This window comes from Halorubrum kocurii JCM 14978, assembly GCF_000337355.1.
GTDB lineage: Archaea > Halobacteriota > Halobacteria > Halobacteriales > Haloferacaceae > Halorubrum > Halorubrum kocurii.
On the sequence record NZ_AOJH01000091.1, the window covers coordinates 1 to 5,800 of the forward strand.

Below are 5,800 nucleotides of genomic sequence, written 5' to 3' on the forward strand. Positions count from 1 at the left end.
GTCGCCGTCGGCTTCGGGACCGGAGGCGCCGGCGACCGATTCGGGGTGGGTGCTCACGGCCGATATGGGGGTCGAACGGTAATCAACGTCCGGGTCCCGGGAGCCCTCCCGCCGGTCGCGACGGAGCGTTCACTCGTCGAAGGTGCCGGCCGTGAGGTAGCGCTCGCCGCTGTCCCAGAACACGGTGACGACGAGCGGTTCCTCGCCGGCGAACGCGCCCGACTCCCGGAGCTCGGCGGCGACGTCCTTGGCGGCGAGGTTCGAGGCGCCGGAGGACTGGCCGACGAGCAGTCCCTCCTCGCGGGCGAGCCGGCGGCACTCGGCCTCGGCGCTCTCGATATCGACGGTGTGGACGCGGTCGATCAGGTCCATGTCGAGGTTCGGAGAGACGAACCCCGGTCCCATCCCCTGGAACTCGTCGACCCCGGGCTCGCCGCCGGAGAGGACGGCGTTGTCGCTCGGCTCGACCGCGTCGATCCGCACGTCGGGGAAGGCCTCGCGGAGCCGCCGCCCGATCCCCGTGAGGGTGCCGCCGGTGCCGACGCCGGCGACGAGGGCGTCGACCGTGCGGCCGTCCGCCTGATCGACGATCTCCGAGCCGGTGGTCTCGTAGTGGGCCCGCGGGTTCGCCGGGTTCTCGAACTGGCGGAGCTGGACGGTTCCCGCCTCGCGCTCGAGTTCGTCGGCGCGCTCCTTGGCCGCGGAGATGTCGCCGTCGACCAGCTCCACGTCGGCGCCGTACGCCCGCATGAGGCGCCGGCGCTCGATCGACTTCCCCTCCGGCATCACGAGCGTCACGTCGTACCCCTTCACGGCGCCGACCATCGCCAGCCCGATGCCGGTGTTGCCGGAGGTGGGCTCGACGATCGCGTCGCCGGGCGTCAGGTCGCCGGCCGCCTCGGCGGCCTCGACCATGTACAGCGCCGGGCGGTCCTTGGCGGACCCGCCCGGGTTTCGGGACTCGACCTTCGCCGCGACCGTCGTCTCCGCCGGACCGTCGACTCGCACGAGCGGCGAGCCGAGCGTGTCCAACGCGTCGTCGTCCATGGCCGAACGGAGGAGTGCGCCACTCAAATGCCCGACGGACTCCGGCAAGTCGCGTTCGGCGGGGGACCGCGGGCCCGTTGCCACCGACGCGGCGTTTACAAGCGCTGCCGGCGTACGACGGGGCATGACGCTCGAAACGCTCGACCCCGACGCTGCCGACGTAGCCGAGTTCGATCCCGCCGTACTGGACGCGCTCTCGGCCACCGACTACCGGTTCAAGGTGTGGGGCGGCGACTGGTGTATCGACTGCCAGCGACAGCTTCCGGCGTTCGGCGCGGCGCTCGCCGCCGCCGGCGTCACCGACGACCGGATCGAGGACTTCCCGGTGACGAAGGGACCGAACGGTAAGGAGGGTGAGGGCGTCGAGGAGTACGGGATCGAGCTGATCCCGACCGTCGTCGTCGAGACCGCCGAGGGCCAGGAGGTCGCGCGGTTCGTCGAGGAGGCGGACGGGTCGATCGCCGAGTTCCTCGCGCGGGAGCTCGAGGGCGTGGAAGTCGGCGCCTGAGCCCGGGAGCTGGCGCTGACCCCGGCTATTTGCGACGGCCCCTCAGATCCGGCTCCGGCTCCGCGTAGACGATCTGCATCGGGAGCCCCTCGCTGTCCCTCGGGACCGACGCCGCGCCGTCGCTCGCCAGATCGAGGGTGCGCTCGAACCCGCCGGCTCCCGCCTTCGCGGTGAGCGCGAGCGCCATCGCGTCCAAGAGGTCGTCGCGGTTCGACTTTCCGATGCGGCGCGCCCAGGACGGTTGCCCCTCGATGTGCTCCTCGACGAACCGGTCGTAGACGCCCGCGGCGCTGGCGTCTTTCGCCTCGAGGGTCTCGCGGCGGGCGTCGAGCCCGCCGTCCTCGTGTTTCGAGGGGAGGCTCCCCGCCGCGAACGACGCGAAGCACACCTCCGGATGCGACTCCGCCACGACTCCGCGCGCGTCGTCGGCGTCCCTGAGGAACCGGTCGACCTCCCGAATGCGAGGGACGAGTCCCCACGCCTGCGTGGAGAGCCCGTCTCCGAGGGCCTCGCGGTTCGCCCGCTTCGCCGCCGCGTACGTGTCGCGTTCGACCGCGTCGCGACACGGCGTCCAGAAGACGCTACGCGCGCGGTCCGCACCGAGGAACTCCTTCGCCCCTCGGTCGCACTCGCGCCGCTCCGTCTCGGGGAGACCGATGGGGATGTCGACGAGGACCGACTCGGCGTCCCGGTGGTCGAACCAGACGCTGTGTATCGACGGGTGCATTCGGGCGGTCCACTCGCCGCCTTCGATCGCGACCGCGAGCCAGCCGCGGGACGCCCAGTCGACGCCAACGAAGGGTGCCATACCGATACTGGTCGCCGAGGCCTGATAAATCGGCGCGTCAGCGGCGATCCGCTCCGGACGGGCGGGGCGGTCCCGCGTCGCGGCCCGGTCGGGCGCCGACAGAGGCCGCGTCAAGAGACCGGAGAGAGAGCGGGTCTGACCGGGCAGAAGCGGAAGCGGCGTCGGAACCGTTCGCAGTGGGTGGTCGCGAGCCCCGGGCGGCCGCCTAGGCGAGTCTGACGGCCGTGCCGTAGGCGATCACTTCCGACGCGCCCTGGGCGACCCCGGACGTCTCCATCCGGACGTTCACGACGGCGTCCGCTCCCATCTCGAGCGCGTCCGCTTCCATCCGCTCGATCGCCTGATCCCGGGCGTCGGAGAGCAGCGTCGAGTAGGCCTTGAGCTCACCACCGGCGAGGTTCCGAATCCCCTGGGTGAAATCGCGTCCCACGTTCCGCGCTCGGACGGTGTTGCCGCGGGCGATACCGAGCACCTCCGCGATCTCGTGGCCGGGTACCGTCTCGGTCGAGACGGTGGCGACGAGCGACTGTTCTCCATCGTTCATAACGGCTTCTGTGGACATTTCAAATCTTATAACGCTTTCTGAGATAATAAATCAGTAGTGACAGCTGCGTTCACGGAGCGCGGCCGCGGCCTCGATCGAGGGGGAACGGGCCGCCGATCGAGGGGACCCACCCATCGTGGTCGCCGGAGCGGGCCTGCTCGGACGGGAGCGCCTCGCACCCGTCGACGTCGCGGTCGTGGGAACACCCCTCACTTTCGAGTGCGACATCGAGACTGTCACGAGTTCGTGAACGGGCACACGTCGGGCTCGTCCCGACGCACAGAGTACTGTGGCCCGCACGGTTCCGGATGGTCTCCACCCGCCCCGAACCATTTTGATGAGTTGCGCTCTAACCACAGCCATGAGTACGGATACGGGTGGCAACGGTGAGAGGCCGGCACCCGTGACTCACATCACGCTGGAGCTCTCGGAGGACGGCGAGATGTGATTGCCCATCAAGCGTGAGTCCACACGCGATACGCCGTGGCTCAATCACTCATCACTTGTCAAAGGACGTGCCGGAGAAGGTCGTCAGCGACCGGATGAATGTGAGTCTGGACGTACTTGAGAAACAATACGACCGACGTGGAGAACAAAAGAAAGCAGAGCAACGGCGGGACTATCTTAACAATATATAACATAGCAAAGAAACATCAGCCTTAGTAACATACAAACAGGTGTGACAAACCCTCTAAATTACATTAAAGCAGGATTCGCGATTCTTGCTATACTATTAGCCTACTCGTCAGCGATGACGATTATGAATGGGAATCTCAAGGAGGGACTCACACCGGGGTGGATTGATTTTGCGACTTCCAACCCAACGATATTCGCGTTACTACTGGTTATCGGTGGAATGCTAATCGGCGCACCATTCCTACAGGCCGTGAGCAACGCCTAACCTATTCGCGTTATAGCGTGCTGGTGCGCGAGAGTTGTGGTTGAACTAAACCGCAAATGGACGTTTCTCTCAGGGTAATTAGGAACGAAGTTAGGTGGCTGGGGAGGATACAGCCCCTAACACGCCACGGCCAAAGACCGTGGACGCTGTAGGTGGGCCAACACGGATTTGAACCGTGGACCTCCCGGTTATCAGCCGAGCGCTCAACCTGACTGAGCTATTGGCCCAGGTGAGCGCATTCGTTCGTTGCGCTGGTAGGATTTTAAGGGTTTCCTTTCGCGAGTCGCCCGCCGTCAGCCGGTTTCGGCGCGAAGCGGAAACGGCTCACGCGGCGGGGAGAGCGCGCGCAACTCGGGCCTCAGTCCTTCCGGTCCGTCTCCTCGTCTTCGACCGTGAAGTCCACGTCGACGACGTCGTCCGCGTGGTCCGGGTCGTCGAAGCGGTCGCCGTCGGCGTGGTCGCCGGCGAAATCGCCGCCGGCGTCGTCTCCGTCGAAGTCGCCGCCGACGGTGCCGCCGCCGAACCCGGCGCCGCCGCCCATCGTGAACCCGCCGCCGTCGCCGTCGCCGCCGGGGAACCCACCGATGTACACGTTGCCGGTGGTGAACCCGTCCGTCTCGCTGTCGAGGTACGGGATCACGACGTACTTCTTGAGGGCCATGCGGATGGGGACCCGCGAGAGCGGCAGCGCGAGCAGGAACCCGACCGCGTCGGTGACGAGCCCCGGCGTGAGCAGGAACGCGCCGGCGGCGATCAGGAGGCCGCCGTCGAGCAGTTCGTCGGTCGGGGGCTCGCCGCGGGCCAGTTTGCGCTGGACCCGTGCAAGCGTCGCGCGCCCCTCGGCGCGGAGGAGCAGCATCCCGAGGACGGCCGTCAACACGACGAGCGCGACCGTGACCGCCCACCCCAGCCGCGTCGCGACGACGATCAGGAACAGCGCGTCCACGAGTGGGACGACGAGGAGCAGCGCGAGCAGCGTTCGCGGGCGCATACCGTCGTCTTCCCGCCGGGGACCCATAGCCCTTTTCGTCCGGTGCCGCGAGCGCGTTCGCCGGTCGGCAGTCGCCCGATCCGCGACCGCCACGGCTTTGACCGGGCGGTCCGAGCCGACCGTATGGACATCGTCGGCGCGCTCGGCCGCGACCCGCCGGACCGCGAGTCGCTGCCGCGGTGGCTCGCTCCCCTCCCGAAGGCGCTGGAGGACGTCGCCTTCCGGTTCGTGTGGGTGATCGTCGCCATCAACCTCCTCGGCACCGCGTTCGGCTTCTGGTACTACCGGTTCCAGTTCCGCGAGCTCCCGGTCGAGATGTGGCCGTTCATCCCGGACAGCCCGGGCGCGACCCTGTTGATCGCGCTCGCGCTCGCGGCGTGGGCGCTCGGCCGGTCGAGCGACACGCTCGCGACGCTCGCCTTCTTCGGGAACATCAAGCTCGGGCTCTGGACCCCGTACGTCCTCGTCGCCTTCTCCCCCGCGTTCCTCGCGAACTCGGGGCTCGCGATGTACGCGTTCCTCTTCGTGAGCCACCTCGGGATGGTCGTGCAGGCGTTCGTGCTCCACCGGATCACCGACTTCCCGCTGAAGGCGGTCGCGGTCGCGACCGCGTGGTACACCGTCGACCTGCTGATGGACTACTTCGTCCCCGTGATCGGCGAGGTGACCCACACGTCGATCCCCTACCCCGACGCCGAGCCGTGGTTCACGACGACCGTGCTCCAGGTCGCGGCGGCCGGCGCGGTCGCGCTCACCGTGATCCCGCTGTTCTGGGCGCTCGCGACGCGGGTCGCCACGCTCCGGCTCCGCGTCGGCGGCGGCGAGGGCGCCTGAGCCCAGGCCCCCCGTAACGGCGACGCCCGTTTAAGTTCCCGCGGGTCGTCGGGTGTTCCATGAGCGCCTACGAGCGGATTTCGGACCTCTCGGTCACGATCGAGTCGGTGGAGCGCCGCCGGTACACCGAGCGGACGACCAGCGGGTTCGAGCGGACGACCACCGAG

The 5,800-nt window shown here is 68.2% G+C and carries 6 protein-coding genes, 1 tRNA gene and 1 pseudogene; 3 read left to right on the top strand and 5 right to left on the bottom strand.

The genetic code is table 11. From position 1 onward, the window contains the following. Nucleotides 1–129: 129 nt before the first annotated feature. Nucleotides 130–1,047, bottom strand: coding sequence for a PLP-dependent cysteine synthase family protein (locus C468_RS14815; RefSeq protein WP_008849715.1), 918 nt, complete (start codon nucleotides 1,045–1,047; stop codon nucleotides 130–132). Nucleotides 1,048–1,171: 124 nt separating this feature from the next. Between C468_RS14815 and C468_RS14820 the strand changes: the two genes are divergently transcribed. After that, a complete protein-coding gene (locus C468_RS14820) occupies nucleotides 1,172–1,555 on the top strand; it encodes a TlpA family protein disulfide reductase (RefSeq protein WP_008849716.1) in 384 nt (127 codons plus the stop codon). Nucleotides 1,556–1,580: 25 nt separating this feature from the next. On the opposite strand, the gene C468_RS14825 is transcribed toward C468_RS14820, so the two are convergent. Both C468_RS14825 and C468_RS14830 read right to left on the bottom strand, forming a co-directional pair. Then, on the bottom strand, nucleotides 1,581–2,363 hold the full coding sequence (locus tag C468_RS14825) for a DUF429 domain-containing protein (protein ID WP_008849717.1): 783 nt from the start codon (nucleotides 2,361–2,363) through the stop codon (nucleotides 1,581–1,583). A gap of 205 nt (nucleotides 2,364–2,568) precedes the next feature. Further along, entirely contained in the window at nucleotides 2,569–2,907 is a 339-nt protein-coding gene (locus C468_RS14830) for a YbjQ family protein (RefSeq protein WP_008849718.1), read from the bottom strand. Between the two features lie 446 nt (nucleotides 2,908–3,353). Here C468_RS14830 and C468_RS19035 point away from each other — a divergent pair. Further along, nucleotides 3,354–3,545, top strand: a pseudogene (locus C468_RS19035) (site-specific integrase); the annotation flags it as partial. Between the two features lie 416 nt (nucleotides 3,546–3,961). Here the strand turns inward: C468_RS19035 and C468_RS14835 are convergent. Then, nucleotides 3,962–4,035, bottom strand: a tRNA-Ile gene (locus C468_RS14835). A gap of 131 nt (nucleotides 4,036–4,166) precedes the next feature. After that, nucleotides 4,167–4,799 (bottom strand): FxsA family protein, encoded by a 633-nt coding sequence (locus C468_RS14840; protein WP_008849719.1) that lies wholly within the window; start codon nucleotides 4,797–4,799, stop codon nucleotides 4,167–4,169. 123 nt (nucleotides 4,800–4,922) lie between these two features. Here C468_RS14840 and C468_RS14845 point away from each other — a divergent pair, with 123 nt between their 5' ends. Beyond that, nucleotides 4,923–5,633 (top strand): DUF1405 domain-containing protein, encoded by a 711-nt coding sequence (locus C468_RS14845; protein WP_008849720.1) that lies wholly within the window; start codon nucleotides 4,923–4,925, stop codon nucleotides 5,631–5,633. Nucleotides 5,634–5,800: the final 167 nt, after the last annotated feature.

Coding starts and splice junctions, on each gene's coding strand:
- C468_RS14820 (WP_008849716.1), top strand. CDS start 1,172: ATGACGCTCGAAACGCTCGACCCCGACGCTGCCGACGTAGCCGAGTTC.
- C468_RS14845 (WP_008849720.1), top strand. CDS start 4,923: ATGGACATCGTCGGCGCGCTCGGCCGCGACCCGCCGGACCGCGAGTCG.
- C468_RS14840 (WP_008849719.1), bottom strand. CDS start 4,799: ATGCGCCCGCGAACGCTGCTCGCGCTGCTCCTCGTCGTCCCACTCGTG.
- C468_RS14825 (WP_008849717.1), bottom strand. CDS start 2,363: ATGGCACCCTTCGTTGGCGTCGACTGGGCGTCCCGCGGCTGGCTCGCG.
- C468_RS14830 (WP_008849718.1), bottom strand. CDS start 2,907: ATGAACGATGGAGAACAGTCGCTCGTCGCCACCGTCTCGACCGAGACG.
- C468_RS14815 (WP_008849715.1), bottom strand. CDS start 1,047: ATGGACGACGACGCGTTGGACACGCTCGGCTCGCCGCTCGTGCGAGTC.